We start from the raw sequence: 24,187 nt of genomic DNA, 5'->3' as shown, positions 1-24,187 counted from the left end.
TCGAACTGGCTGAGGTTCAATGCCCAGCCAATGCCTAACCCTGAAGCGTGGCCATGTCGATCACGAAGCGATACTTCACATCGCCGGCAATCATCCGCTCGTAAGCCTGGTTGATATTGCGGATATCGAGCATTTCGATGTCGCAACGGATGTCGTGCTCGGCACAGAAATCCAGCACTTCCTGGGTCTCGGCGATACCGCCGATCAACGACCCGGCCAGTACCCGGCGCTTGAGCACCAGATTTGCCGCGTGCACCGCCGGGTCGATCGGTTCGATCAGGCCGACCAGAATGTGCACGCCATCGAACTTGAGGGTTTCCAGGTACGGGTTGAGGTCGTGCTGCACCGGGATGGTGTCGAGCAGGAAGTCAAAATGGCCGGCCGCAGCACGCATCTGCTCGTCATCGGTGGACACGATCACATGGTCGGCACCCTGGCGGCGGGCTTCTTCGGCCTTGGCCTGGGAGCGGGTGAACAAGGTCACTTCCGCGCCCAGGGCCTTGGCCAGCTTGATGCCCATGTGGCCGAGGCCGCCCATGCCCAGGATGCCGACCTTGTGGCCCGGCCCTACACCGTGGTGCTTGAGCGGCGAATAGGTGGTGATGCCGGCGCACAGGATAGGCGCGGCGCTGGGCAGGTCCATGCCGGCGGGGATACGCACCACAAAGTGCTCGCTGACCACGATGCTGCTGGAGTAGCCGCCCATGGTGTTGCTGCCATCGACCCGGTCCGGGGTGGCATAGGTCATGGTCGGGCCTTCCAGGCAGTATTGCTCCAGGTCCTTGGCGCATGCCTCGCAGTGGCGGCACGAGTCGACCATGCAGCCGACGCCTACCAGGTCGCCAACCTTGTGTGCAGACACCTTGTCGCCCACGGCGGTGACGCGGCCGATGATCTCGTGGCCCGGCATCAGCGGGTACACGGCGATGCCCCACTCGTTGCGTGCCTGGTGGATGTCGGAGTGGCACACGCCGCAATACAGGATGTCGATGGCGACGTCGTCCGGGCGCGGGCTGCGGCGTTCGAAGGTCATGGGGGCCAGTGGGCTGGTCGGGGTTTGGGCGGCATAACCGATGGCGGTGTACATGCGGGACCTCGCAGAGAAGTGAAACGATTCAGGCGGCGCATTCTGCGCGTCATGCTCCGCCTCGCCCACCGCAGATTCTCCGGCATCCATGCCCGATTCTCCGGAGTTGCCTGCCAGCATCTGACGCTAGACCGTCAATCTGCGATGATGCAACTGTCTGATTCTCTGCCCAGGTTAACCATGCAGCTCACCCGCCACGTCGACGCCAACGCCCCCCTTTGCGCGCTGATCCGCCGCCTCGCCACGCGTCCGGGCTTCGTCCCCACACATCTGCCCCAGGTTCAGGTGCTGAGCTGGGACCACTATGTGGCCAGCAGCCCGCAGATCTACGAGCCGAGCCTGATGATCCTGGCCCAGGGCAGCAAACTCGCGCGCCTGGGGCCACGCACCCTGGAGTACGGCGCCGGCCACTACCTGGTCCAGGCGCTGTCGGTGCCGTTCATGTGTGAAACCTTTGCCACCGGTGATGCGCCTCTGCTTGGCGTGGCGGTGGACATTGACCGTGGCGTGCTCGGTGAACTGGTGCAAAGCATGGACCTGGCCCCGGATGCCGCCGTACAGGCGCAGACCCCGCAATCGATGACGTCGGCGGCCCTGGATGCGCCCATGCGCGACAGTGTCGAGCGGCTGCTGCAGTGCCTGCAGGACCCGCTGGATGCCAAGGTGCTCGGCCCGGCACGGGTGCGCGAAGTGCTGTATACCGCGCTGCGCGGCCCGCAGGCCGGGGTGCTGCGGGCACTGGTCGAGCAGCAGGGGCATTTCGCCCGCATCGGCGCCGCCCTCGCCCACCTGCGCGAACACTACACCGAGCCACTGAGTGTCGAGGCACTGGCTGCGCGTGCCAACATGAGCGTGTCGACCTTCCACGAACACTTCAAGCGCTGCACCGACATGGCGCCGATGCAGTACCTCAAGCGCCTGCGGCTGCTCAAGGCGCAGCAGATGCTGATTGGTGAGGGCCTTGGCGTGGCGCAGGCGGCGCACCGGGTGGGGTACCAGAGCACCTCGCAGTTCAGCCGCGAGTACAAGCGCCAGTTTGACCGCAGCCCTGGGGATGAGACGGCTTATCAGAGCTTGCCGGTTTGATTGGTGGACTAGGGTGGGTGTGAGGCTTTCAGGTGCATGGCTGGGGCTATGTGGTGTACCTGCAATCGAGCGCCGCCACCAAACCCCAGCCGTACACCCGAAGACCCACGCCCCCATTGCTACCCACCAGACTCCCCAGTTACCATTGAGAACGATTCACACTCACAACTGGATGCCAGGCGTTGGACAGCACCTCGACCCGCAAGCTGGGCTTCTTCTTCAGCGACCATCACCGCTGGCTGCTCCAACACATCTTCAAACGCCTGCGCAATCGCGCCGACGCCGAAGACACTGCGGCCGAAGCGTTCTGCCAGATGCTCGGCGCGCGTGTCGACCCGGACAGCATCCAGCAGCCGCGCGCCTACCTCTCGACCATCGCCCGGCGGCTGATCTTCGACCGGCATCGCCGCCGCCAACTCGAAGAGGCCTACCTCGAACGCTTGGCACTGCTGCCAGAGCCAGTCGCCCCTTCGGCCGAAGAGCAACTGCTGCTGATCGAGGCACTGGTGGCCATCGATAAGGTGCTGGACGGTCTGCCCGCCGTGGTCAAGGCCACCTTCCTGTTCAGCCAGCTCGACGGCATGAGCTATGTCGACATCGCCGCCCGGCTGCAGATCAGTGAACGCACCGTCAGCCGCTACATGAAGCAGGCCCTGCGCCAGTGCTACCTGTGCGAGGTGCAAGCATGAGCGCAGCCGGCCTGGACCCGATAAGCGAGCAGGCCATCGACTGGATGGTCGCGCTGAAGGCCGGCACGCCAGACGAGGCATTGCTGCAACGCCTGGCCCACTGGTTGCGCCAGGACCCCGCGCACCAACGTGCCTGGGACCGCTTGCAACAGCGCGTCGGCAGCCCGTTTGCCGCGTTGCGCGCGCTGGACCGGCGTGCCCCCGGGCATGCCGCCGATGCGCGCCAGGTCCTGCTCGCCCCTACCCACTCCCGACGCGAAGTGCTGGGGGCCCTGGCTGGCCTGAGCGTCGCTGCTGCCGCAGCCTGGGGCGGCTGGCGCAGCGACGGGGCGCAAAACTGGTTGGCCGACCTGCACACCGCCAGTGGCGAGCGGCGCAGCTTCACCTTGGCCGATGGCAGCCGCCTGAGCCTCAACAGTGGCAGTGCCGTCGACCTGGACTTCGATGCCAACCAACGGCTGCTGATACTGCGCCGCGGAGAGCTGTTGATCCAGGTCGCGGCAGACCCGCGACGGCCGCTGCGGGTGCGCACGGCGCAAGGGCAGGTGCAGGCGCTGGGCACCCGTTTCCTGGTGAGCCAGGAAGCCAACGCCACCCGCGTTGTGGTGTTCGAGCACAGCGTGCGCGCCAGCCTGCCCGATGGCCGCTGGCAAGACCTGCAACAGGGGCAGGCAGCACTGCTGCGCAGCGATGGCATCCAGCGTCTGGATGGCGAGCAACAACAACGCGCAGCCTGGCTGCAGGGCCGCCTGGAAGTGCTCGACGAACCGCTGCATGCCGTGGTCGATGCGCTGCGCCCGTACCAGCGGGGCTATATCCGGGTAGCGCCAGCGGTACGTGACATACGCGTGCAAGGTGTATTCCCGCTGGAGCAGCCACAGCAGGCGCTGGCGGCCCTGGCCGAGGCCCTGCCGATCAGCGTCGAGCGCTATGGCCCGTGGCTGATGTTGATCGGCCCCGAGCACAATAAATGAAAATATTTGTGAAAATCATTCGCAGACGTGTCCGGTTTTCGTTTCTCATCCCACCTATCTCCTGACAAGCCACTTCATTCGGGAGAATTCTGTGCTCAACCTCTGGCCCCGCGCCCTGCCCCTCGTCGTCGCCCTGACCAGCCTCAACGCCCATGCCCAGGTGCAGACCCTGGCGTTCGACCTGCCGCCCGCCAGCCTGGCTACCACCCTTAACCGGATCGCCAGCCAGAGCGGCTACATCATCGCCCTCGAACCGCAACTGGTGCGTGGCAAGCACGCGCCAGCGGTGGTCGGCCAGATGAGTGCCGAGCAAGCCATGCAAGCCGCCCTTGCCGGTAGCGGCCTGCAATTGCGGCTCACCAGCAGCGGGCACTTCAGCGTCGCCCCGGCCAACCCTGAGACCGACGTGCTGGAGCTTGGCAGTACCAGCATCAGCGACAACTACCTGGATGCCACCAGCGAAGGCAGTGGCTCGTACGCAGCCCGTGCGGTGACCCTTGGCAAAGGCACCCACAGCCTCAAGGAAATCCCCCAATCGGTAACGGTGATCACCCGTAAACAGCTGGACGACCAAGGCATCACCGACCTGCAGGATGCACTCAACCACACCACCGGGATCGTCGGCGCACAGGGCATCGGCCCTGGCGTGGTGGTGACTTCGCGCGGCTTCCAGATCGACGACTGGCAGTACGACGGCGTGCCGATTCCACGCAACACCTACTCGCTGGGCAACTGGGCAACCCAGGACTTGGTGTTCTTCGACCGCGTGGAGGTGCTGCGCGGCGCCTCGGGCCTGTTGCAAGGCACCGGCAGCCCCGGCGGCGCGATCAACCTCGTGCGCAAGCGTGGCCAGGCCACCCCGACGGTCACCGTCACCGGCAAGGCCGGGTCCTGGGACCACTATGGCCTGCAACTGGACGCTGGCGGCCCGTTGACCGCCGATGGGCGTGTGCGCGGTCGGTTTGTCGCTGACGAGGACCAGAGCGACAGTTTCATCGACTACCAGTGGAGCAAATCGCACTCGCTGTATGGCGCACTGGACATCGACCTGAACGACGCCACCACCTTGGGTGCCGGCATCAGCTACAACCGCCAGCAGTCGCGGCCGATGCTGCGTGGCATCCCTCGCTATGCCACCGGTGAACCGGTTGACCTACCACGCTCGACCTTCACCGGCGCCCGCTGGAACCGGGCGCAGACTGACGTCACCACCTACTACCTGGACCTTGAGCACCGCTTCGACGACGATTGGACCTTCAAGGCTGCAGCCCTGCGTATGGGCGAAACCAACACGTCCACCCATCAACGGACGCAAACGGTGCTGGAAGGCCTGGAGCCTGACGGCAGTGGCCTCGAATATGCCGACTGGATCACAGACTTCCACTCAACCAAACTGGGCCTGGACATGAACCTGGTGGGGCACTTCGACACCGGCCCCCTGGCCCACGAGGTGACCCTCGGTGGCAACTACTCCAAGCTGACCACCGATGATGGTTACTGGCGCACCTTTGGTGGCAATGACAACATTTTTGACATCGACCATGATCGTCCCGAACCCAGCCGCGACAGCTTGCTTGCAACCCCCTTCGGGCGTTCCGAACGCAGCGCCTATGATATCCGCCAAAAAGGCTTGTACGGTGCCTGGCGGGTCAAGCCGACTGACCGTTTGACGCTGATTCTGGGGTCGCGTGTCAGTTGGTTCGACTACAGCTATGCCACTACCACTTATCGCGGCCTCAACCCAGGCCAGGTCAACCCCACCAGCCACATGACCGAAACAGGGGAAGTGACACCGTATGCAGGATTTGTCTACGACCTGACCCGCGAATGGGCCTGGTACGCCAGCTACACCGATGTCTTCGTCCCGCAGACCGAGCGCGCCCTCGGCAATGCCCCTCTCAAGCCGGTGATCGGCAGCAACTACGAAACGGGCCTGAAGGGCGAGTTGCTGGACGGCCGGGTCAACGCCTCGCTGGCGCTGTTCCGCTACGACCAGGAAAACCGCGCGGTTACCGACGTGGCCTCGGGCTTTGCCTGTGATGGCGGGTACTGCTCCACCGCTGCGGGCAAGGTGCGCAGTCAGGGCATCGAGGCCGAGATCAGCGGCGAGGTGCTCAGCGGCCTGCAACTGTTCGCAGGTTATACCTACAACACCACCAAGTTCCTCGACGACCCAAATAACGAAGGCCGCGTATTCAGCCAGTGGACCCCCAAGCACATGCTGCGCGCCTGGGCCGACTACACCCTGCCGCTGGACGGCCAGCGCTGGAGCACCGGCCTGGGCTTCACCAGCCAAAGCCACACCCTGGGCTACGAGCGCACCTACACCGTGCCCGGCTACACCGTATGGAGCGCGCGCCTGGCCTACCAGCTGACGCCGGAAGTGAACCTGGCAGTGAACGCCAACAACCTGTTCGACAAGAAGTACTGGGTCGCCGGCTTCAACCAGCTCAATGGCAGCAACAACTACGGCGAACCGCGCAACTTCATGCTGACGGTCAAGTACACCCCTGAGTTTTAAGCAGCAGAACGTTCCGAGCAGGCGTCAGTCGGCCATCGGCCATTGCGCAAGCGGCCAGTAAACGCCCTTGCGCGACTCGTACAGGGTGAAATGCCGCGCGGCCAGGAAGAACTCCGGGGCGCTGGCGGCCTCTGGCGGCTGGCCGCGATAGGCCCTGGACAAGGTCAGGTGTGGGCGGTACTCGCGGCTCGCCGCCTCCAAGCCCAAGGGCAGCAGCGCCTGCTGCAAGCCATAGACCAGCTGCAACAAGGCCGGCGGCGTTTGTTGCGGCTCAAGCACCAGGGCGCCGGCGCGCGGCCAAGCCTGCAAGCGATCAAGCAACAGGCGCGGCGGCGCAGCCGGGCGCTTGAGCACGTCGACCGCAGCGCAGACCGCCGGCACCAGGGCAGTGTCCACATCCCCCAAAAACAGCAGCGTCACATGGAAGTTGTCGGCCGGCACCGGCTTGCCGCTGCGCAGGTTCAAGCCGCGCCGCCACTGGGCCAGGGCACGGCGCTGGGCATCGCTGACCGGCAAGGCGAAAAACAGCCGTTTGAAGGGGGCGCCACTGGCGCGAGCGTCCTGAACCATGTGATCTCCTTGGCGTGAATCGTTTGCGCAAGCGCTAGGCCATTACACCTAAGTCGCGCGGTAGTCACGTAACAATAAGTACAAACTGCCCCCATGATTGTTTATGCTGGCGAGCTTATGCCATGGCGCATGGCCATTTTTCGACAAGTAAACGTCCATGAAAATTGCACTCGTACTCCTTTTCGTTCTCTCGATCGCCTATGTTCACCTGCGCGGTCGGGTTCGTCACAAGCTGACTCGCCAGCTGGGCGACCACTCCAGCTTCCTGGCGCCGGTCAACAGCTTCCTTTACCTGTTTTCCAAGCACCCGGCCAAACCTTACCTGCCGGTCGAGGCCTTCCCTGAACTGCAACCGCTGCAGGATCACTGGCAGGAAATTCGTGCCGAGGCTCAGCAGTTGCTGCACGTGGGCGAAATCAAGAAGTCCGAGAACTATGACGACGTGGGCTTCAACTCGTTCTTCAAGACCGGCTGGAAGCGCTTCTACCTGAAGTGGTACGGCGAAAGCCACCCGTCTGCCATGGCCCTGTGCCCGCGTACCACCGAGTTGCTGCAAGGGATCGGCACGGTCAAGGCGGCGATGTTCGCCACCCTGCCGCCGGGCGCCAAGCTGGTGCGCCACCGCGACCCGTATGCCGGGTCCTACCGCTACCACCTGGGCCTGGACACGCCGAACGACGACGGCTGCTACATCGATGTAGACGGCGAGAAGTATTCGTGGCGCGACGGTGAGGGGGTGATCTTCGATGAAACCTACATCCACTACGCCGCCAACACCACCGAGCACAACCGCATCATCCTGTTCTGCGATGTCGAGCGCCCGCTCAAGTACCGCTGGGCAACCGCGTTCAACCGTTGGTTCAGCCGCAACGTCATGGCTGCCGCTGCCGCGCCCAACGATGCCAACGACAAGACCGGTGGTATCAACCGGCTTTTCACCCGCATCTACAAGATCCGCGAGCGCGGCAAGGCGCTGAAAAAGCGCAACCGCATGCGCTACTACCTGGAGAAGTGGGCGGTGGTCGCAGCGCTGGTACTGGTGTTTATCTACATCTGACGCTTCGGCGTGGGTGCTGTCGTTGTAGGAGCGGCCTTGCGTCGCGAACGGGCTGCGTAGCGGCCCCTGGGTACTTGCAGTGACGCTGAAATACAGGGGCCGCTACGCAGCCCATTCGCGACGCAAGGCCGCTCCTACACAGACAGCACACAGGCATCCCTAACATCGACTAGCCTGAAAGCTCCACTCGCAATCCCTCCCAAGGTGAAGACGATGAGCATGATGGACTGGGACGCCTACCGTAAGCAGTTGATGGCCGGCATCGGCGACCTCAAGCAGTTGTCCCCCGACACCGTGGCCGGCTACATGACCGCCAGCGGTGCGGGCGCCAAGACCAACCACCTGGACGCCAAGACCCGAGAGCTGATCTCCCTGGCGGTGGCCGTGACCACCCGCTGCGACGGCTGCATCGCCGTGCACTCGCAGCAAGCGGTGAAACACGGCGCCAGCCGCGAAGAGATCGCCGAGGCCCTCGGTGTGGCCGTGGCGATGAATGCCGGGGCCGCACTGGTCTACTCGGCACGCGCCATGGATGCAGTCGGCAAGGCCACCGGCTGAGCCCACGCGGCGCATCGCCCTTGCGCGATGGCGCCGCGCCACCCAGACTTGGCGGCCAGCCATTGCAGGATCCACCATGAGCCACATCCGCCCCATGACGCTTGAGGACTTCGAGCGCTTCTGGCCCACCTTCCAGGCCATTGTCCAGGCCCGCGAAACCTACGCCTTAGACCCCGCCTTGAGCTTCGAACAGGCCCGGCACTTATGGCTGGAGCTACCCCTGCATACGTGGGTGCTGGAGGACGCCGGTGAGCTGCTGGGCACGTACTACCTCAAAGCCAATGCCGCCGGCCCCGGTGCCCATGTGGGCAACTGTGGCTACATGGTGTGCGAGGCCGCACGCGGCCGTGGCGTGGCCCGTGCCATGTGCGAGCATTCGCAGAAGCTGGCGCGTCAGGAAGGGTTTCTTGCGTTGCAGTTCAATTCGGTCGTGGCCAGCAACGAAGTGGCCGTGGCGCTGTGGCACAAGCTTGGCTTCGACACCGTCGGCCGCCTGCCCAAGGCATTCCGCCACGCCCGCCTGGGCCTCGTGGATTGCCTGGTGATGTACAAGTGGCTGGCGGATGAGCCCGTGGTGGAAAAACCCGCCTTGCTGATCGGGCGCAAGAATATCGAGGCCCGGGTGTCCCGGCGGCGCGGGCGTTAACCGTCAACCCGGCGGTAGGAGCACGCTTGCGCGGCTCCTACACACCCCACTGCGTTGGCCAATCGCGGCTTAGAACGCCAAGCCGACCTTGAAACCAAACTCGTCACGCTTGAGCTTGGTGTTGTCCGCCACAGGCGAGTCGCCATCGAGCTTGTATTCAGTGCGGGTGTAGTAGACCCCGGCCTGCACCGGCATACCGCCCTGCTGGTTCATCAGCAGCGTTACCTCGGCATAAGGGTTGGTGCGGTCCTTGAGGTCCACGCTGTCACTGCCAAAATCATCCACCTTCAGGCGCGCCCGGCCATCGAGGGTATGCCGTGCCCCCACTTCCACTCGCAGGGTCGAGGCGTCGAACTGGTGGTTGTAGCCCAGCGCGGCCTTGGCGAAGGGCGATTTGACCGTGAGTTTGGTATCCAGGTCGTTGATTTCGGGCTCGAAGCGCGACCAGCTGTAACCACCGCCCACGGTCACGTCGACGAAGTTGCGGGCATCCAGCGCCGCACGCCAGCCGAGGTCGAGATCGGCCTGGGCTTCCTTGAGTTTGTTGTCGTTCTTCTTGCCGTACTTGGCCTCGGCGCCGACCTGATAGATGAAGCCGGATTCGGCGGTCATCTTGTTGCCGAAGGTAGCGAACACACCGCCCTGGCCCAGGTGCTCCTTGTCGGTTTCGCTTCCCCCTTCGAACTTGAATTTGTCGTAGGCACCCAGCAGGCCGAAGGTGAACAGGGGGTCGGTACTGGGCGCGGCGGTGGCCGCCAGGGGCGATGCGATCAAGGCGAGCAGGCAGGTGTGACGCAGCAGATGACGAGCGGACATGCGTGGAGTCTCCATGACTTGTGAATAAATGATGAACGATCGGTTCGAGACACACGCTGTCGAGAAAGTTCGAAAAGAAATCAGTTAGAACGCGCAATGTGATGTTTTTAAAGGGTATTTCTGGGGCGCCAGAAATTGACGCGCAAGGTAGTTGGTGGGGTGCACGGCTGAATTCAACCTAAACCGTCATTGCCGGAAACCCGAATAAAGATATAAGATAACATTTCATAACAACACTCCATTCCTACCAGCGACCCCTCATGACCAGCGCCAGCGCAACCCCCACTCTCCTCACCCAGCGCCTGCAGAGCATCGATGCCCTGCGTGGGCTGGTGATCTTGTTCATGCTCCTGGACCACGTCCGCGAGACCTTTTTCCTGCATCGCCAGGTCAGCGACCCGATGGCCATCGACGCCACCGACCCATCGCTGTTCTTCAGCCGCACCCTGGCCCACCTGTGTGCGCCGGTGTTCGTCCTGCTGACCGGCTTGTCGGCCTGGTTGTATGGCGAGAAGTATCAGGGCCGCAGCGACGTCTGCGCCTTCCTGTTCAAGCGCGGGCTGTTTCTGGTGGTGCTGGAGTTCACCTTGGTCAACTTCGCCTGGACCTTCCAGCTGCCCCCCAGCGTGGTCTACCTGCAAGTGATCTGGGCCATCGGCGTGAGCATGATCGCGCTGTCGCTGCTGGTGTGGTTGCCACGTGCTGCGCTGATCGCCCTGGGTGCAATCATCGTCGGCGGCCACAACCTGCTCGACCACCTGCACTTCGGCGCAGAATCGGCCATGCACGTGCCGTGGGCGATCCTGCATGACCGCGGCTGGCTGGCGTTTTCCGACAACCTGCGCCTGCGCACCTCGTACCCCGTGCTGCCCTGGATCGGCGTGATCGCCCTGGGCTACGGCCTCGGCCCCTGGTTCGCCCGCAACAGCGACGCAGGTCAACGCCAACACCGGCTGTTGCTGGCCGGGGCGATCGCGCTGCTCGGCTTTATCGTGCTGCGCATGCTCAACGGCTATGGCGAAGCGCCCTGGAGCGGGTACCCGACGTTGACGCAGACGCTGATGAGCTTCTTCAACATCACCAAGTACCCGCCCAGCTTGCTGTTCCTCGCCCTCACGCTAGGCTGCGGCCTGCTGCTGTTGCGCGGCTTCGAGCGCGTCGGCCAGGCGCGCTGGATCAGCGCCCTTGCGGTGTACGGCGCAGCACCGATGTTTTTCTACCTGCTGCACCTGTATGTGCTGAAGCTGTTGTACCTGGGCTGCGTCGCCCTGTTCGGCCACAACCAGGGTGATTATTTCGGCTTCGACGGCATCACCGCAGTGTGGCTGAGTGCCGCGTTGCTGGCCGTGTCGCTGTACCTGCCGGTACGCGGGTTCGCCCGTTTGAAGGCACGGCGGCGTGACATCACCTGGCTGAAGTACTTCTGAAAAGCGTTTTCACCCGGCTGCCTGATGGTCTACCATGCGGGCCGCCGGTTTCCACCACGGAATCAATAGGGAATCCCAGGCCCGTCACCGGGCCAAACGGAACTGCCCCCGCAACTGTAGGTGCCGAGCCTGCTCCATCGATGCCACTGGATCAATCCGGGAAGGCTGGAGCCGGGCCATGACGCACCAGTCAGGAGACCTGCCGGCGAAAATCCACCAACCGGCGGGGTGTCCGGGATGGCCATCTCCACCCGTTTGCGGGTGCTGCCCCCTGCCCTGCGCAAGGGGCATCGGCGATGCCTGTCCGTGCGTTCATGCCGTGAACCATTCGATAGGAGATCGCCCACCATGCTGCCCCGTATTGCCGCCCTGATCGCTGGCCTCGGCCTCACCGGCCTGGCCCAGGCCGCTGCCACCCACTACCCGCTCACGGTCGACAACTGCGGCATGCCCCAGACCTTCGCCCACGCCCCTGAGCGTGCGGTCACCATCGGCCAGGCCGGCACCGAGATCCTCTATGCACTGGGCCTGGGCCACACGCTGGCGGGCACGTCGCTGTGGTTCAACAACGTGCTGCCCGAGTTCAAGGCCATGAACGACAGGGTCGAGCGCCTGGCCGACAACGACCCGAGCTTCGAGGCTGTGGTAGGCAAGCGTCCGCAGTTGGTGGCAGTGCAATTCGAGTGGATGGTCGGCGCACAAGGCGTGGTGGGTACCCGTGAACAGTTCGACGAGTTGAAGATCCCGACCTACCTGTTGCCGTCGGACTGCGAAGGCAAGGACAACCTGGTGGGTGCCGATGGCACCCGCCTGCAGGCATTCCAGGTCGACAGCATCTATAAAAGCGTCAGCCAGCTGGCCGAGATCTTCGACGTGCAGGACCGCGGTGCGGCGCTGAACGCCGACCTCATGGGCCGCCTGGACAGCGCCAAGGCGCAACTGGCCGGCAAGGACCTGTCCAACACCTCGGCGCTGTTCTGGTTCTCCAGCGCCGACCTGGATATCGACCCCTATGTGGCTGGCCGCCAAGGCGTCGCCGACTTCATGCTGCGCACCCTGGGCGTACGCAACGTGGTCGAGTCCACCGAAGAATGGCCGACCGTGGGCTGGGAAACCCTGGCCAAGGCCAACCCGACCTGGCTGATCATCGCCCGCATGGACCGCCGCCGCTTCCCGGCAGACGACTACCAGAAAAAACTCGAATTCCTGCGCAACGACCCGGTAACCCGCAACATGGACGCGGTGAAGCACGACCGCATCATCGTCCTCGACGCCGACGCCATGCAGGCCGGCATCCGCCTGTTCCGAGGCTTGCAGACCCTGTCTGCGGCGTTCGCCAGCGGTAAAGCGGCACAGTGATGAGCCGCTTGTTGCCTTACAGCGTCCTGGCCTTGGCAGCCCTGTGCGCCGCGCTGCTGGCCGGTACCGCGATCGGCGAGAGCGACCTGGCGCCTAGCGTGGTCTACCAGGTGCTGGCCAATCACCTGTGGCAGGCCGGTTACCCGGTCGACCCGATCGACGCCGGGATCGTCTGGAACTACCGCTTGACCCGCACCCTGGTGGCAGCCGCCTGCGGCGCCGGGCTGGCCACGTGCGGGGTGATCCTGCAGGCGCTGCTGCGCAACCCGCTGGCCGAACCCTACCTGCTGGGGTTGTCCGCTGGCGCCTCGACCGGCGCGGTGCTGGTCGGCCTGCTGGGGCTGGGCAGCGTGGCCCTGAGCATGTCTGGCGGTGCCTTCATCGGCGCGCTGGCGGCGTTCGCGCTGGTGCTGGTGCTGGCCCGCGCTGCCGGGCCAAGCAACAACAATGCTCAGGTGATCCTTGCCGGCATTGCCGGCTCGCAGCTGTTCACCGCCCTTACCGCCTTTCTCATCACCAAGTCGGCCACCGCCGAACAGGCACGCGGCATTCTGTTCTGGCTGCTGGGCAACCTCAGCGGCGTGCGCTGGCCGTCGGTGTGGCTGGCATTGCCGGTGGCGCTGTTCGGGCTGGTGGTGTGCCTGTGGCATCGCCGCGCATTGGATGCCTTCACCTTCGGCACCGATTCGGCGGCGTCACTGGGGATTCCGGTGCGGCGTACCCAGTTGCTGTTGATCAGTTGCGCCGCGCTGGTGACCGCAGTGATGGTGTCCATCGTCGGCGCCATCGGTTTTGTCGGGCTGGTGATCCCCCACGCCCTGCGCCTGTTGCTCGGCCCCGGGCATAGCCGCCTGCTGCCGGCCAGCGCACTGGGTGGGGCATTGTTTCTGATCACTGCGGATATCCTGTCGCGCACGCTGATCACAGGCCAGGTGATCCCGGTGGGCGTGGTCACCGCGCTGATCGGCGCACCGGTGTTCGCGCTGATACTGGTCAGCCGACGGGGGCGCCCATGACCGTCATGGCCAACCTGCAGATCGCCCCGCTTGCCTGTCAGGGCCTGGGCTTGCAGCTGGGGGGCAGTAGCGTGCTGCGCGACATCGAGCTGGCCGCTATCCAGGGCGAAACGCTGGCCATCGTCGGCCCTAACGGCTCTGGCAAATCGTCCCTGCTAAAACTGCTGGCGGGCTTGCGCAAGCCTGGCAGTGGCCGTGTCGACCTGCTGGGTGAGCCGCTGGCGCAGCTGCCACGCCGGCGCATTGCCCAGGCCCTGGCACTGGTCGAGCAGCAGGCGGACACAGCTGATGCGATCAGCGTATACGACGCGGTTGCCCTGGGCCGTACCCCCTGGCTGTCGGCCCTGGCGCCGTTCGCTAGCCAGGACCGTGCCATCGTCGAGCAGGCCTTGGCCGACCTTGACGCCCTGCACCTGCGCACGCGCCTGTGGCATTCGCTTTCAGGTGGCGAACGCCAGCGCGTGCACATTGCCCGCGCCCTGGCCCAACGCCCGCAGGTGCTATTGCTCGACGAGCCAACCAACCACCTGGACATCCAGCACCAGTTGAGCCTGCTGCAACAGGTCCAGGCGCTGCCGGTCACCACCTTGGTGGCCCTGCACGACCTCAACCAGGCGCTGACCTGCGACCGCGTCGCGGTGCTCGACCAAGGCCGCCTGGTCGCCCTGGGCAAGCCGCTCGACGTGCTCACCCCCGAGCGCCTGCTGAGTACCTTCGGCGTGCACGCCCACTACCTCACCGACCCCTTCGACGGCGCGCGCATTCTGCGTTTTCGCGCCCCCTGAACCAGGAAGTTCCCACCATGCTGTTGCGCCCTGTCGCCCTGCTGCTCGCCAGCACCCTGTTTGCCCCTGCCGTGCTGGCAGAGGTGCACGAAGTGAAGATGCTCAACCGTGGCACGCAGGGTGCGATGGTCTACGAGCCCGATCACCTGCGCATCGCAGCCGGGGACACGGTGCGCTTTCTGCCGACCATGAGCGGGCATAACGCTGCCAGCGTGCCAGGGTTGCTGCCGCAGGGGGCGCAGGCGTTCAAGAGCAAATTGAACCAGCCTTACGAGCACCAGTTCAGCGTGCCGGGCGTGTACGGCATCCAGTGCATTCCGCACCTGGCGATGGGCATGGTGATGGTCATTCAGGTGGGTGACGCGGCGCCTGCCGAATTGCCGGCCAACCTGCCTGCACGGGCGCAAGCCCGCTTTGCTGCGCAACTGCAGAAGCTGGGGGCTGGGCAATGAAGCGCCTGTTGTTGGCGCTTCCACTGGTGGGGCTTACCCCTTTCGCAACGGCTGACTCCGCCCAGTCCAACAGCAGGGGCTTCATTGAAGACGGCAGTTGGAGCCTGCTTAACCGCAGCGTATTCGACCAACGCGATTACCGGCACGGCGGGCGCAACAGCAGTGGCCGCAATGCCTACAAGCCCCGAAGCGAACGCAGCGGCAAGGCTGAGGAATGGGCTTACGGGTTGATGGGTACGTTCCAGTCCGGGTTCACCCAGGGCCTGGTTGGCGTCGGTGTCGATGCCCATGCCTACCTGGGCGTACAGCTCGACAGTGGCGGTGGCCGTGTCGGCAAGGCGCGCCTGCTGGGTGTCGACAACGATGGGCACCCGAAAAACGAATACAGCCGAGCCGGCGCTGCGCTGAAGGTGCGGGTGTCGAATACGGTGCTGTCCTACGGCGAGCAGCGGGTAAAGACCCCGGTGTTCAGTTCGTCCGACAGCCGTTTGCTGCCCGAGACCGCCACCGGCTTTTTCCTCAGCAGTCGCGAGATCGACACGCTCCGACTGGTCGCCGGCCACTTCAACGAAAGCACGGACCGCAACGCCTCAAGCCACGATCAGGGGTTCGTGGTGAACTACTCCAATGGCCGCCAGGGCAACAGCTTCGACCTGGCCGGCGTGGTCTGGAACCCCAGCGCGGCCTTCAACGCGAGCCTGTATACCTCACGTTACGAGGATAGCTGGAACCAGCACTACCTGGGCAGCACCCTCACCCACGCCCTGGACCAGCGCCGCAGCCTGAGCCTGGACCTCAACCTGTACCGCACCACCGACACCGGCAAGGCGCTGTCCGGGCGCATCGACAACACCACCTGGAGCCTGGTCTCGCGTTACAACCAGGGGCCGCACGGTTTCAGCCTGGGCTGGCAGCAGGTGGACGGCAATACGCCGTTCGACTATGTGACGCGCGGCGCGATCTTCATTGGCAACGCCGTGCAGATGTCGGACTTCAACGCGCCAAATGAAAAGTCATGGCAGGCGCGGTATGACCTGAACATGGGCGCCTACGGGGTGCCGGGTTTGAACCTGACGGCGCTGTATGTGCGCGGGTTCGATATCGATGGCACGCATGTCGACCCCGCTGGCGGCTATGCGTACCTGGGCTACGGCAAGGGCGGCAAGCATTGGGAGCGCGACCTTGAGGCGCGGTATGTGGTGCAAAGTGGCAAGGCCAAGGGCACCACGTTCTCGATTCGCCATAATGCACACCGGGGCAACACGGCGCAGGCGGAGCTCGACGGTGATCAGATTCGCCTGGCAGTCGAGTGGCCGCTGGGGGGCGGGTTCTGACACGCCTCGAAGCAGCTCCCAGGGTCAAGGTGCCGCAGCGGATTGCGCCTGCACCCCCCACTCGGCCTTTTCCTGCGCCGTCATCGACACAAGCACTTCGGCAAACGTCTGGCCCAACTCTGCGCTGACATTGCCGAATGCCTTGTAGTTGGTCAGCAGGTAGCGCTTCACGGTCCTGGGCCAACGCCCTTCCTTGTGCGCCGTATTGATGATGCCCTTGGCGTCGTGACGCGTGGCACCTCGCCACAAGTCCATCAGCCTGTTTTCGAAGTGGCCGAATGACCATAGGTCCCTACGGTCTTCGAATTCATCCAGCAGTTTGAGCTTGTACAAGGCCATGTGTGGCATCGGCGATTCTCCCGCTTGTGCATGGTTCGAGCTGTGAGCGGGAAGGTAAGCAAGCTGGCGTGCTTTTGAAATGAACGCGTTGAGCACAGCAGAACGCCAGCTGTAGGGGGTTTCTGAACGGTTACGCGCAGCTCATGCCAACTGCAATTGCATATGGGTGGTTTGCCAGATCGGGTCCTGCTCCACATCGATCACCGCGAACCCTTGGCGCTGCCAGAACGTAATCGCTCCCGGCAGAAACGGGTGCGTGTGCAGGTACAGGCACTCGACGCCCGCCTGCTCGGCCGCCTGGCGCAACGCGGCGAACAACGCCGCGGCCAGCCCATGCCGGCGATACGCCGGCAAGACGAACAGGCGCACCACCTCGACCACGTGCATGCGCTGATACGCAAGCTGGGCAAAGCGATGGTCATAGGGGACATAGCCAATCACCGCCACCAGCCGGCCCTGATCGCGGGCTTCGAGGAACACGCCTTCGCCGTCCAGGTAGGTCTCGGCAAAACGAGCCAGGTCATTGGGCAACGGTGCAGCGGCGAGCAGGGGGAAGAGCTCGCGGCGGGCGCTGTCGACGAAAGCCACGACTTCGTCGATGGCTGCCTGCGGGACGGCTTGGATGATCCAGTTCGGCATGGGGGCAAAGGCTTTGGGAGTGAGGGCAAAGGTTCTACCGCAGCGGGCCGCCCCCTGGCAAATTCAGGGGTCGTCGCGGTCTGGCCGACCTCGCTATAATCCGAGGTCTTGACCGCCCACCAGGCCATTCCATGCCCCGCTTCCAGACGTTGCTGCTGCCACTGCTACTGACCGCGGCCCTCGCCGCCTGCGACCAGAAACCCTCTCGCGATGAGCAGATACTGGCGCAACTGCCACTGCAGGACGCCTATGAACACAACATCGACCGCATGGCGGCGCTGCTGTCACGCCGCTACCCGCAAGTGCCCGAAGCGAGCATCCGGGATGTCCTGCGCAAGCACCTGACGGTCGACGACCAGCGCCAGGACTTGTTCAAGCTCTACAGCGAGAAGAACTTCAGCGACGCCGAATTCGCCAGCATCGTCGAAGCCATGCAGGACCCAGCCAAGGCCCGCGCCATGGAAGACACCGAGGCTGGCAAACGCCTGAGCGAGAAGCTGACCGCCCTGATGCGCGAAACCGCCCGTAACGCGAAGGTACAGGCACTGGTCGAGCAGCGCATGCAAGACGTCGAGGATGAGCTGGATGCACTGGCGAAGGAAAAGTCAGGTTCCTGATCGACGTTGCACGCGGCTGCGGCGACAATAGCCCACTACACCTATAAAAAGCAGGGTTACTCCCTTTTCGTACCAGCGAGGTCAGGATTGACACACACCAAGCACGGATTGCGCCTGGATCTACGCTCGCTCATTCTGGTTCTTTGCGCCCTGACCGCCTTGGTCATGCTCTGCGCCAGTTATTTCGCCAGCTATCGGGTTCAGCGTCAGTTGCTGATCGACCACGCCCTGGAGGCCAACCGGGTGTATGCAGCAAAACTGGCCTCGATCACCGAGACCTTCATCGCCAACGCCTTGCGGCAGTTGGCGTTCAGCGCCGGGGTACAAGCCAACCAATTGGCCGATGCCGACGCCCTGCAGGCAGAAACCGATCGCGTGTTGCACCAGGGCATGGCCTTCAACTCGACCTTCGTGGTCGATGCCCAAGGCATCCTGCGGGCCATATCCCCTGCTACATTGCGCCACTACCTGAACACCAAGGTGCAGTCACCCGGTGTTCAGGAAGCCTTGCATGAGCGCAGGGCGCTGGTTTCGACACCCTACCTGTCAGCCGCCAACAACCTGGTGGTGGCACTCTCGCAACCCATCTTCGATAGCAATGGCCGCTACCTGGGGTACGTCGGCGGCAGCCTGTACCTGCGCGAGCGCAACATCCTCAACAGCCTGCTGGGCGAGCACTTCTACAAGGATGGCTCGTACCTCTATGTGGTCGACCGCAATCGCCGCCTGCTCTATCACCCGGACAGCCAGCGAGTAGGCACGGTGGTGGAAGGCAACGCGCTGATCGATCAACTGGCGACACTGGACAGCGGTACCCGCCAGCTCACCAACAGCCAAGGCGTGCCCATGCTGGCAGGCTTCGCCACGGTGCCGAGCGCTCGCTGGGGGGTGGTGGCGCAGCAACCGCTGGAACAGACCGTGGCACCGCTGAGCCGCCTTGTGCTCAACGTGGTGGGTACCTCCGCGCCGCTGGCATTGGTCGGCAGCCTGGTGCTGTGGTGGCTGGCAATGACCATCGCCCGGCCACTCTGGCAACTGGCGGCCGGGGCCAGGTCGATGGACCGCGCGGGCACCGCCGAGCGCCTGCATCGGGTGCCGGCCTGGTACTTCGAGGCGGCCGAACTCAAACGTGCGCTGCTATTCGGGCTCAACCTGCTGCAAGAGCGCATCGGCCGGCTGAACCGCGATGCCCAGACCGACCCGCTGACCGGGCTGGGCAACCGCCGCAGCCTGGATTTCAGCCTGTCGCTGCTGGAGGCCGAAGGGCGGGCATTTTCGGCCATCGTGCTGGATATCGACCACTTCAAGCGGGTCAATGATGGGCATGGGCATGAGGTCGGCGACCAGGTGCTGCAGCGGCTGGCCGAGCTGATGCGGCGTTGTTGCCGCGAAGGCGACCTGCTGTGTCGCACCGGCGGCGAGGAGTTTCTCATGCTGCTGCCGGGGGCCAGCCTGGAGGTTGCCGCAGCGGTGGCGCAGCGGCTGCGGGTGGCGGTGCAGGATACGCCGGTAGAACCGGTGGGGGCGGTAACCGTGTCGCTGGGCGTGGCGCATTGGCCTGGCCATGCAGGCAGCGAGCCTGGCGATGCATTGAGCAAGGCAGACCGGGCGCTTTACAGCGCAAAACAACAGGGGCGCAATCGGGTGTGCGTCGAGGGTTTATAGCGCTGAACCCATACAGCCCGCTCGCCCCATGAGTTGTTACAAGCCTTGTCATAAAACTGTCGTGTTTCAGTCATAGGATTGACCCCAACCTGACATTTTCACTCTTCATGGATGAGCGTCTCATGCGTCGTGTGGTTTTCAATCAGAAAGGTGGCGTGGGCAAATCAAGCATTGCCTGCAACCTGGCGGCCGCCAGTGCCGCTGAAGGCTATCGCACCTTGCTCGTCGACCTCGACCCGCAGGCCAATGCCACCTACTACCTGACCGGGCTGGTCAATGACGCCATCCCCTCGGGCATTGCCGATTTCTTCCGCCAGACGTTGTCACCCGCCACCGCGCACGGCAAGAAGCACCGCGTGGCCATCACCGAGACCCGCTACAGCAACTTGCACCTGATCACCGCCAGCCCTGACCTTACCGACCTGCAAAGCAAGCTGGAGAGCAAGTTCAAGATCAACAAGCTGCGCAAGCTGCTGGTGGAACTGGCCGAAGATTACGAGCGGATCTATATCGACACGCCGCCGGCGCTGAACTTCTACACCTTCAGCGCGCTGGTGGCCGCCGAACGCTTGCTGATCCCGTTCGATTGCGACAGCTTCTCGCGCCAGGCGCTGCACAGCGTCATGGCCGAGGTGGAAGAACTGCGTCAGGACCATAACCCGACGCTGCAGGTGGAAGGGATTGTCGTCAACCAGTTCGCCGGGCGTACGGCACTGCATCAGACCCTGGTCGATCAATTGCGGGGGGAAGGCGTGCCGGTGCTGCCGGTGTACCTGAGCAGCTCGATCAAGATGCGCGAGTCGCATCAGGTGTCGGTGCCGCTGGTGCATCTGGCGCCGCGGCACAAGTTGACGCTGGAATTTGCCGACCTGCTGGATGTGCTGGAGCGGGCAGCTTGAGCGAACCTGGAACACGCCCTACCACGTTGCTGTAGCACGGGCCTGTGTGGGCTATTGCCTACAGACCCGAGCATTTTGAGTGATCAGGGCTACCCGACCACTCATCCGGGTGATAGATTCGCCGCCATGAAAACCACCCGGCAGACCCGCACGCTGACCGCATGGACGCTCTATGCCAGCGTCCTGTTCAGCCTGTTGCTGTGCGGCCTGCATCACGGCCAGATGGGCGGCCTGCGCCTGGCTGGCCTGGAAGGCGGTTTCTGCTCGATCAGCAGTGAGCATGGCCCGGCCATCGACCTGGATCACGCCGGTGGTGACCAGCACATGGCCCAACTCGACTGCCCGGTATGCTCCTCGTTCGGCCTGGCAGTACCGCTTGCCCACACCAGCTGGGCGTTCATGCCCACCCAGGCCGGGGCCAGCTCACCCATCGTCGTGCGCAGCTGGGCACAACCGCCGCCACGCTACTTACGCCCCGCCCTCAACCCCCGCGCCTCCCCCGCTGTGCTTCACGCCGCCATTCAGTTCGCCTGACCTCGACCCGGCGCGCCTCAGTGCGCGCGGGTGGTCAGCCATGACCTTTGCGTGGAAGACACGACAACATGATCCGCAATACCTCCCTGGTGCTCCTCATGGGCACTTGCACATTCGCCTGGGCCGACAACGCCCCGCTCGAACTCAACGCCACCACCATCGATGGCGAACGCGACACCCCTTCCGGCGTGCAACTGGACGAGCCGATACGCACCGGCTCGCGCCTGGGCCTCACCGCGCGGGAAACCCCCGCGTCGGTCAGCGTCTCGGACCGCCGCCTGATCGAGGCGCGCGACGCCAAGGACAGCCAGGACGTGATCAACGCCATGACCGGCGTCAACGCCTCGGCCAACCCAGGTTACGGCGGCTTCGTCGCCTACCGGGGTTTCACCCAGAACCAGGTCACCCAGCTCTACAACGGCATCAACCTGGGCTACAGCAGCGCCACCCGGCCCGTGGATGCCTGGGTGCTCGACCGGGTCGAACTGATTGGCGGGCCGTCATCCTTCCTGCATGGCGCAGGTGCCGTGGGCGGCTCGATCAACTACATCACCAAGCTTGCCAGCCGTGACCAGCAGACCCTCGACGGGCGCGTACGCTATGGCAGTTACGATGACTCGGAGGTGGCGTTCGGCATCAACCAGGCACTGGCCAGCAACCCCGCCGATGCCCGCCACTTCATGCGCCTGGATTTCAGCCGGGGCCAGGGCAATGGCTACATCGACCGCAACCAGCGACACAGCGACAGCCTGGCATTCTCGCTGCTCAGCGACCTGGCGCCCAACCTGACCCACACCCTGGCGCTGGAGTATCAGGAAGACCGCGAGGACAGCCCCTACTGGGGCTCGCCGATCCTGCCCGGGCGCAGCACGATGAAAATCGACAAAAGCCGCCGCTTTGAAAACTACAACGTCGCTGACGGTCGCTACGAGCAGCGGGTACGCTGGCTGCGCTCGATCCTCGACTACCAGCTCAGCGACAGCACCAGCGTGCAGAATACGCTGTACCACTACAACGCCCAGCGCGACTACCGCAACGTCGAACGCTACAGCTACACCACCGATGGCAAGGTGCAGCGCAGCAGCCCCTACCTACAAAGCCACGACCAGAACCTGCTGGGCGATCGCATCGAGTTGCGCCATGACAACACGCTGTTCGGCTTCGCCAGCCAGTGGTCGCTGGGGCTGGAGTACTCGCGCATGCGCCAGACCCTCTACCCGACGTCGAGCAGTTGGAGCGACGTCGTCGACGCCGACCATTTCGACCCTGGCAGTTTCGACGATATCCCAGGGGTAAATGCCGGGCTGACCAAACAGCGCCGCCACGAAGTCACCAACCGCGCGGTGTTCGCCGAAAACCGCCTGCAACTGACCGATCGCCTGGCCTTGCTGACTGCCCTGCGCTACGACTACCTGGACATGCAAGTGACCAACTATGGCGCGGTCTCGCCGACTTCGCCGGCGTTTTTCGAGCGCCGCTGGGAGCCGCTTTCCGGGCGCATCGGCCTGACCTACGCGCTGACCCCCACCGCCAGCGTATACGCCCAGTACAGCAGCTCTGCGGATTTGCCGGCCGGTTCGCTGGCGGCGGCGACCTATTCCAACGTGGGCTTGTTCGACCTGTCCAAAGGTGAGCAATGGGAAGTCGGCAGCAAGTTCGACTTCCTCGACGGCCGCGGCGCCGCCACCTTGGCGCTGTACCAGATCGTGCGCAAGGACTTTGCCGTGCGCGACTCCAACGATGCCAACCTGACGGTGCAGGCCGGCCAGCAGACCTCGCGCGGTCTCGAGCTGTCCGGGCGGTTGCAGGTCACGCCCAAGCTGCTGGCCGAGGCCAACTACGCCTACGTGGATGCGCAGTATGATGCGTTCAATGAAGCGGTCAACGGGGTATCGGTATCGCGCAAGGGCAATGCTCCGGTCAATGTGCCGGCCAACGTCGGCAACCTGTGGCTGACCTACAGCTTCACCCAGGCGTGGTCGGCAGGGGTCGATGGGCGCTACGTGGGCTCGGTATACGCCGACAACGCCAACACCCTCAAGGCGCCGGCCTACACGCTGTTCGGCGCTTTCGCGCGCTACCGGCTGGATGAGCACACCACGGTGACCGGGCGGGTGCGCAACCTGACCGACGAGGTGTATGCCAAGCAGGCCTACAGCAGCCAGTACTACATGGGCGCCCCGCGCACCTTCGAGCTGGCGCTGGATATGCGCTTCTGACCGACCGGCTCTGGCGCGGGGGTTACCTCGCGACAGAGCCGCCAGTGATAAGCTTCCACCTTCATGATCAGCCGGCTCACGAAGACACCCGGCTACCGCTTCAGCAAGGACGTTCACGTGTACAAGACACTGCCCCCCGCGCTTCTCGGCGCGGCCCTGATTACCCTGATTGGCTGCCAATCGTCCCCTTCCGCCGACCGACCGGCAGACGTCGATCCGCAAGCCCTGAAAACGTTCACCGTCAACATGCAGCAAGCCTTGCAGCGGAGCATCGCCCTGGCCCCAACCGGCGAGCAGATGGGCGCCGTTACGCTACAGGTCACCTTCGACCGGCAAAGCGCGCCGGTCGCCTGCAAGGCCGAAAAAGCCCCGTTCAAGTATGGCGCGCTGCTGCCTGCCGATGTAACGCCCACCGACCATCAGGCGCTGGCAAACCTGGTCGAAGCCCTGTGCTGGAAGACCATCTACCCCGTCGTACCGGCGGCCTTGTACAACGACGATGAAACCGTCGAAGTGCGGGCGCCGATCATCGTCCAGCTGCCTCGCGCGGTTCAGGCCCCCGGCACCGCCCGCTACCGGGCCATTGCCCAACGCGAGTACTTCTGGCAACAACTGCTGCGCGATCTGCCGGTCACCAGCATCGGCAAGGCCTCGGTGTTCTACCAGGCCAACGCACAAGGCAAGGTCGACGGCTGCCTGGTGCAGCTTTCCCCCAACCCGCTGCGCGAGGACGCCTTCCGCCTGGACGGCAACCTGCAGGCGCAACTCAACAGCCGTTGCATGAAGCTCGACCTGAGCAAGATGCCAGGCTTCAGCAGCAACGAGCAGGGCAAGGCCGAAGGCTACAGCGAAGTCGACTATTCCCCGTGGATGGTTGGTCTGTAGGAGCGGCCTTGCG

24 protein-coding genes and 1 riboswitch are annotated in these 24,187 nt (G+C 64.2%); of the genes, 19 read left to right on the top strand and 5 right to left on the bottom strand.

Annotated features, from left to right (window positions below; all coding sequences use genetic code 11):
* Window positions 1-34: 34 nt before the first annotated feature.
* Window positions 35-1,087: a vanillin reductase gene (calA, locus tag NP534_RS15095; protein WP_186655255.1), complete on the bottom strand. Its 1,053-nt coding sequence runs from the start codon at window positions 1,085-1,087 to the stop codon at window positions 35-37.
* A gap of 180 nt (window positions 1,088-1,267) precedes the next feature.
* On the opposite strand from calA, the gene NP534_RS15090 reads away from it, so the two are divergent.
* The 4 genes from NP534_RS15090 to NP534_RS15075 all read left to right on the top strand — a co-directional run bounded on the left by NP534_RS15090 (window position 1,268) and on the right by NP534_RS15075 (window position 6,357).
* The gene (locus tag NP534_RS15090) at window positions 1,268-2,173 is read left to right on the top strand and encodes an AraC family transcriptional regulator (protein ID WP_186654868.1); all 906 of its coding nucleotides are present in this window, start codon (window positions 1,268-1,270) and stop codon (window positions 2,171-2,173) included.
* Window positions 2,174-2,355: 182 nt separating this feature from the next.
* The gene (locus NP534_RS15085; RefSeq protein WP_033698927.1) at window positions 2,356-2,862 is read left to right on the top strand and encodes a sigma-70 family RNA polymerase sigma factor; all 507 of its coding nucleotides are present in this window, start codon (window positions 2,356-2,358) and stop codon (window positions 2,860-2,862) included.
* On the top strand, window positions 2,859-3,836 hold the full coding sequence (locus tag NP534_RS15080; RefSeq protein ID WP_274099228.1) for a FecR family protein: 978 nt from the start codon (window positions 2,859-2,861) through the stop codon (window positions 3,834-3,836). The genes NP534_RS15085 and NP534_RS15080 overlap by 4 nt, the downstream gene beginning before the upstream one ends.
* Window positions 3,837-3,927: 91 nt before the next feature.
* Window positions 3,928-6,357, top strand: coding sequence for a TonB-dependent siderophore receptor (locus NP534_RS15075; RefSeq protein WP_274099227.1), 2,430 nt, complete (start codon window positions 3,928-3,930; stop codon window positions 6,355-6,357).
* Between the two features lie 24 nt (window positions 6,358-6,381).
* Here NP534_RS15075 and thpR read toward each other — a convergent pair whose 3' ends face one another.
* Window positions 6,382-6,927 carry an RNA 2',3'-cyclic phosphodiesterase gene (gene thpR, locus NP534_RS15070; RefSeq protein WP_274099226.1) on the bottom strand — a complete coding sequence of 182 codons (546 nt, stop codon included), beginning with the start codon at window positions 6,925-6,927 and terminating at the stop codon, window positions 6,382-6,384.
* 157 nt (window positions 6,928-7,084) lie between these two features.
* Here thpR and lpxO point away from each other — a divergent pair, with 157 nt between their 5' ends.
* From lpxO to NP534_RS15055, 3 genes are all read left to right on the top strand, one after another.
* A complete protein-coding gene (gene lpxO, locus NP534_RS15065) occupies window positions 7,085-7,984 on the top strand; it encodes a lipid A hydroxylase LpxO (protein WP_033698934.1) in 900 nt (299 codons plus the stop codon).
* A gap of 213 nt (window positions 7,985-8,197) precedes the next feature.
* Window positions 8,198-8,542 (top strand): carboxymuconolactone decarboxylase family protein, encoded by a 345-nt coding sequence (locus NP534_RS15060; RefSeq protein ID WP_033698936.1) that lies wholly within the window; start codon window positions 8,198-8,200, stop codon window positions 8,540-8,542.
* A 76-nt stretch (window positions 8,543-8,618) separates the two neighbouring features.
* Window positions 8,619-9,188 carry a GNAT family N-acetyltransferase gene (locus tag NP534_RS15055; RefSeq protein WP_274099225.1) on the top strand — a complete coding sequence of 190 codons (570 nt, stop codon included), beginning with the start codon at window positions 8,619-8,621 and terminating at the stop codon, window positions 9,186-9,188.
* Window positions 9,189-9,257: 69 nt separating this feature from the next.
* Here the strand turns inward: NP534_RS15055 and NP534_RS15050 are convergent, their stop codons facing one another.
* Window positions 9,258-10,004, bottom strand: a complete 747-nt coding sequence (locus NP534_RS15050; protein WP_186654882.1) for an outer membrane beta-barrel protein — start codon at window positions 10,002-10,004, stop codon at window positions 9,258-9,260.
* A gap of 260 nt (window positions 10,005-10,264) precedes the next feature.
* Here NP534_RS15050 and NP534_RS15045 point away from each other — a divergent pair, with 260 nt between their 5' ends.
* The 6 genes from NP534_RS15045 (at window position 10,265) to NP534_RS15020 (ending at window position 16,377) form a co-directional block, all read left to right on the top strand.
* Window positions 10,265-11,431: a DUF1624 domain-containing protein gene (locus NP534_RS15045; RefSeq protein ID WP_274099224.1), complete on the top strand. Its 1,167-nt coding sequence runs from the start codon at window positions 10,265-10,267 to the stop codon at window positions 11,429-11,431.
* Window positions 11,432-11,459: 28 nt separating this feature from the next.
* Window positions 11,460-11,652: riboswitch (cobalamin riboswitch) on the top strand.
* A gap of 127 nt (window positions 11,653-11,779) precedes the next feature.
* Window positions 11,780-12,790: an ABC transporter substrate-binding protein gene (locus tag NP534_RS15040; RefSeq protein ID WP_274099223.1), complete on the top strand. Its 1,011-nt coding sequence runs from the start codon at window positions 11,780-11,782 to the stop codon at window positions 12,788-12,790.
* Complete coding sequence (locus tag NP534_RS15035; protein ID WP_274099222.1) at window positions 12,790-13,806, top strand: FecCD family ABC transporter permease; 1,017 nt, start codon at window positions 12,790-12,792, stop codon at window positions 13,804-13,806. The genes NP534_RS15040 and NP534_RS15035 overlap by 1 nt, the downstream gene beginning before the upstream one ends.
* Window positions 13,803-14,591 carry an ABC transporter ATP-binding protein gene (locus NP534_RS15030; protein ID WP_274099221.1) on the top strand — a complete coding sequence of 263 codons (789 nt, stop codon included), beginning with the start codon at window positions 13,803-13,805 and terminating at the stop codon, window positions 14,589-14,591. Before NP534_RS15035 ends, NP534_RS15030 begins: the two co-directional genes overlap by 4 nt.
* A gap of 17 nt (window positions 14,592-14,608) precedes the next feature.
* On the top strand, window positions 14,609-15,043 hold the full coding sequence (locus NP534_RS15025; RefSeq protein ID WP_274099220.1) for a pseudoazurin: 435 nt from the start codon (window positions 14,609-14,611) through the stop codon (window positions 15,041-15,043).
* The gene (locus NP534_RS15020; RefSeq protein WP_274099219.1) at window positions 15,040-16,377 is read left to right on the top strand and encodes an OprD family porin; all 1,338 of its coding nucleotides are present in this window, start codon (window positions 15,040-15,042) and stop codon (window positions 16,375-16,377) included. Before NP534_RS15025 ends, NP534_RS15020 begins: the two co-directional genes overlap by 4 nt.
* A gap of 24 nt (window positions 16,378-16,401) precedes the next feature.
* Here the strand turns inward: NP534_RS15020 and NP534_RS15015 are convergent, their stop codons facing one another.
* Window positions 16,402-16,725 (bottom strand): hypothetical protein, encoded by a 324-nt coding sequence (locus tag NP534_RS15015; RefSeq protein ID WP_274099218.1) that lies wholly within the window; start codon window positions 16,723-16,725, stop codon window positions 16,402-16,404.
* Window positions 16,726-16,857: 132 nt separating this feature from the next.
* The gene (locus tag NP534_RS15010; RefSeq protein WP_274099217.1) at window positions 16,858-17,355 is read right to left on the bottom strand and encodes a GNAT family N-acetyltransferase; all 498 of its coding nucleotides are present in this window, start codon (window positions 17,353-17,355) and stop codon (window positions 16,858-16,860) included.
* Between the two features lie 131 nt (window positions 17,356-17,486).
* Here NP534_RS15010 and NP534_RS15005 point away from each other — a divergent pair, with 131 nt between their 5' ends.
* The 6 genes from NP534_RS15005 (at window position 17,487) to NP534_RS14980 (ending at window position 24,174) form a co-directional block, all read left to right on the top strand.
* Window positions 17,487-17,972 carry a hypothetical protein gene (locus NP534_RS15005; RefSeq protein ID WP_274099216.1) on the top strand — a complete coding sequence of 162 codons (486 nt, stop codon included), beginning with the start codon at window positions 17,487-17,489 and terminating at the stop codon, window positions 17,970-17,972.
* 87 nt (window positions 17,973-18,059) lie between these two features.
* On the top strand, window positions 18,060-19,637 hold the full coding sequence (locus tag NP534_RS15000; protein WP_274099215.1) for a sensor domain-containing diguanylate cyclase: 1,578 nt from the start codon (window positions 18,060-18,062) through the stop codon (window positions 19,635-19,637).
* Between the two features lie 122 nt (window positions 19,638-19,759).
* A complete protein-coding gene (locus tag NP534_RS14995) occupies window positions 19,760-20,536 on the top strand; it encodes a ParA family protein (RefSeq protein WP_033698961.1) in 777 nt (258 codons plus the stop codon).
* A gap of 126 nt (window positions 20,537-20,662) precedes the next feature.
* Window positions 20,663-21,070, top strand: coding sequence for a DUF2946 family protein (locus NP534_RS14990; protein ID WP_274099214.1), 408 nt, complete (start codon window positions 20,663-20,665; stop codon window positions 21,068-21,070).
* A gap of 68 nt (window positions 21,071-21,138) precedes the next feature.
* Window positions 21,139-23,289: a TonB-dependent receptor gene (locus NP534_RS14985; protein ID WP_274099213.1), complete on the top strand. Its 2,151-nt coding sequence runs from the start codon at window positions 21,139-21,141 to the stop codon at window positions 23,287-23,289.
* A 117-nt stretch (window positions 23,290-23,406) separates the two neighbouring features.
* Window positions 23,407-24,174, top strand: a complete 768-nt coding sequence (locus tag NP534_RS14980; protein WP_274099212.1) for a hypothetical protein — start codon at window positions 23,407-23,409, stop codon at window positions 24,172-24,174.
* Window positions 24,175-24,187: the final 13 nt, after the last annotated feature.

It is taken from the genome of Pseudomonas sp. 39004 (genome assembly GCF_028682155.1).
Taxonomy (GTDB): domain Bacteria; phylum Pseudomonadota; class Gammaproteobacteria; order Pseudomonadales; family Pseudomonadaceae; genus Aquipseudomonas; species Aquipseudomonas capeferrum.
The sequence above is the reverse complement of the archived record's forward strand: the minus strand, read 5'-3'. Positions and strand labels throughout refer to the sequence as shown.

What these genes read in the sequence shown, in the direction of transcription:
- NP534_RS14990 (WP_274099214.1), top strand. Translation starts at nt 20,663, where the DNA reads ATGAAAACCACCCGGCAGACCCGCACGCTGACCGCATGGACGCTCTAT.
- NP534_RS15035 (WP_274099222.1), top strand. Translation starts at nt 12,790, where the DNA reads ATGAGCCGCTTGTTGCCTTACAGCGTCCTGGCCTTGGCAGCCCTGTGC.
- NP534_RS15025 (WP_274099220.1), top strand. Translation starts at nt 14,609, where the DNA reads ATGCTGTTGCGCCCTGTCGCCCTGCTGCTCGCCAGCACCCTGTTTGCC.
- NP534_RS15055 (WP_274099225.1), top strand. Translation starts at nt 8,619, where the DNA reads ATGAGCCACATCCGCCCCATGACGCTTGAGGACTTCGAGCGCTTCTGG.
- NP534_RS15045 (WP_274099224.1), top strand. Translation starts at nt 10,265, where the DNA reads ATGACCAGCGCCAGCGCAACCCCCACTCTCCTCACCCAGCGCCTGCAG.
- thpR (WP_274099226.1), bottom strand. Translation starts at nt 6,927, where the DNA reads ATGGTTCAGGACGCTCGCGCCAGTGGCGCCCCCTTCAAACGGCTGTTT.
- NP534_RS15050 (WP_186654882.1), bottom strand. Translation starts at nt 10,004, where the DNA reads ATGTCCGCTCGTCATCTGCTGCGTCACACCTGCCTGCTCGCCTTGATC.
- NP534_RS15015 (WP_274099218.1), bottom strand. Translation starts at nt 16,725, where the DNA reads ATGCCACACATGGCCTTGTACAAGCTCAAACTGCTGGATGAATTCGAA.
- NP534_RS15060 (WP_033698936.1), top strand. Translation starts at nt 8,198, where the DNA reads ATGAGCATGATGGACTGGGACGCCTACCGTAAGCAGTTGATGGCCGGC.
- NP534_RS14995 (WP_033698961.1), top strand. Translation starts at nt 19,760, where the DNA reads ATGCGTCGTGTGGTTTTCAATCAGAAAGGTGGCGTGGGCAAATCAAGC.
- calA (WP_186655255.1), bottom strand. Translation starts at nt 1,087, where the DNA reads ATGTACACCGCCATCGGTTATGCCGCCCAAACCCCGACCAGCCCACTG.
- NP534_RS15005 (WP_274099216.1), top strand. Translation starts at nt 17,487, where the DNA reads ATGCCCCGCTTCCAGACGTTGCTGCTGCCACTGCTACTGACCGCGGCC.
- NP534_RS15080 (WP_274099228.1), top strand. Translation starts at nt 2,859, where the DNA reads ATGAGCGCAGCCGGCCTGGACCCGATAAGCGAGCAGGCCATCGACTGG.
- NP534_RS15010 (WP_274099217.1), bottom strand. Translation starts at nt 17,355, where the DNA reads ATGCCGAACTGGATCATCCAAGCCGTCCCGCAGGCAGCCATCGACGAA.
- NP534_RS15040 (WP_274099223.1), top strand. Translation starts at nt 11,780, where the DNA reads ATGCTGCCCCGTATTGCCGCCCTGATCGCTGGCCTCGGCCTCACCGGC.
- lpxO (WP_033698934.1), top strand. Translation starts at nt 7,085, where the DNA reads ATGAAAATTGCACTCGTACTCCTTTTCGTTCTCTCGATCGCCTATGTT.
- NP534_RS14985 (WP_274099213.1), top strand. Translation starts at nt 21,139, where the DNA reads ATGATCCGCAATACCTCCCTGGTGCTCCTCATGGGCACTTGCACATTC.
- NP534_RS15090 (WP_186654868.1), top strand. Translation starts at nt 1,268, where the DNA reads ATGCAGCTCACCCGCCACGTCGACGCCAACGCCCCCCTTTGCGCGCTG.
- NP534_RS15030 (WP_274099221.1), top strand. Translation starts at nt 13,803, where the DNA reads ATGACCGTCATGGCCAACCTGCAGATCGCCCCGCTTGCCTGTCAGGGC.
- NP534_RS15020 (WP_274099219.1), top strand. Translation starts at nt 15,040, where the DNA reads ATGAAGCGCCTGTTGTTGGCGCTTCCACTGGTGGGGCTTACCCCTTTC.